Source organism: Thalassotalea ganghwensis (assembly GCF_053485795.1).
In genome coordinates, this window is the sequence record NZ_JBQRUM010000047.1 from 1 (window position 1) to 1,897 (window position 1,897).

Genomic DNA, 1,897 nt, shown 5'->3' on the forward strand with positions numbered 1-1,897 from the left:
TAGTAAAGCCGTTAAGGTATTTGGTGATCGGTGCGATCATGCCTTGATAAGTTTGTGCATACCAGACCACTTCAAAATAAGGCCTTAAACTCATATGCGTTTTTGCACTTGCCGTTGTAAAGTTAGGGTTATCCATCACCGCATGTAGTGCATCTGTCACGGCAGCACGTAACTCTGCATCGTCTTGATAAACACCACTTCGATGGTTGTGATCCCACTTATAAGCATTGGTTAGGTATTCAAACACCCGAGTAACACTGTCGGTATTTAGCAAATCATAACTTGCCCCTTCATCTCGGATATAATTTGCCACCATAAGCATATTGCCTTTAGTGGCAACATTATTTCCGTAATGATAATCACTTTTGATGTTTTCAAGACAACTATCTGATTCGGCATCACGAATGTATTCATAAAATGCTCGCCCTGATAGGGCCTCTAATTCGTTGTTATGACAAAAAGCTTCTCCGGCGAGGCCTACTTGACCCAAAGCGCCTGTCGAACCTTTAGCACCCTGAACGTTACTACTTTCACTCAAAGAAGGTGTCAAAGAACGCTGTTGCTCGGTAACGTGATGGGCAGAGGTGGTGAACGACGCTGTTGTTGAGGCAGCAATCACTGCCATTGCGATAGATTTAAAGCGCATATCTAAATCCTTAATTATTATTATTTAGTTTATTTCACTAGTAATAGCTCTCTGACAAAGCACATGACTAGCACTATCAATGGCTTGTGTGAGTTATTTTATTATTTGCAACACTGACCATTGAGTTTGTTATGCACGATTAATGAAAAGGTATAGATTGCCTAACTTTCATGCTATCGAACAAACAACAACCAAAATACAATATAAAATATACAATATCAACGAAAGTGTATCGTTTTTTTAACAATTTATTAACCAGAGGTAATAAGTGTCGTTATCGAGGCGATGAGAATCTATTGTGATCATTTACGGTTAGGGGAGCAGTGATGTCAAATAATGGCCTGCTAGCGGGCTTTATTTAAGCTATAGAAAAGTTATATTGAAAAGTGCATAAATCGAAAAAGTGAAATTGAATTAAGTTCACTTGCCATTTAAAGGCAAGTGACAACCATTTAGCTTTAGCATCTCACAAGGGTAATAGCCGTTTGGCTGTATTACCCTTGTCTAGTACTCCCTAATCCGCAATCGCACAGCGTGGTAGATCACACAAGCGCATCATCGCCCTTACGTCTTTCTGATTGACCATTCCATCACCGCTAAAGTCGTATTCTAGGCCCAGTTCATCATTTCTTAGCATTTGCTGAAACAATTGAATATCACGTTTGTCAACAGCGCCGTTATTATCAATGTCGGCTGGAGATTCCTCTGTTAACCCTCCATCCCACGATACTGAGACATTAACATCATGGAAGGTACTGTTGTTATACCCTTTAACGATGAAATACCATTTACCAGCATTTGGATTAGCAATAGAAACGCTTTCATCATTGCCGTAAATATATCCTCTGCCATCATAGTCATTATCGGTCGGGGTTGCTTGATACTTAACAAACAAATCTGCTTCACCACTTCCACCATAAATACTGAACACCAAATTGGTAGCTTCATTGGGTACATCAGCAAAGAAGTTGGTTGGTTCTTGATCTGAAGATGATAATACAGTTTCCCCATTTGTTAATTCAACCGCTGATGTTACAGGACCTGTTTCTTCACCGGTGTTATTAACAATCCCATCAACAGTGACAATATTACTTGGCGTGGTGTCACAACTTTCGTGGTTGTAATAAACAACGATCGATAACCCTTCTTGTTTACCTTTAACATTGACATGATGATTATCCTCTGTACTGACATTGTTAACCACAATACATTCATCATTTTCAGCCTTATTAAACGTCTCTGAAACCGTAT

General features: G+C 39.4%; 2 protein-coding genes. Both read right to left on the reverse strand.

The window, feature by feature from the left end; translation table 11 throughout:
- Positions 1-646: M9 family metallopeptidase N-terminal domain-containing protein (locus ACSLUH_RS19350; RefSeq protein ID WP_448570065.1), on the reverse strand; the 646-nt coding region annotated here is incomplete at its 3' end.
- Between the two features lie 514 nt (positions 647-1,160).
- A partial coding sequence (locus ACSLUH_RS19355) for a PPC domain-containing protein (protein ID WP_448570066.1) occupies positions 1,161-1,897 on the reverse strand: 737 nt, incomplete at its 5' end.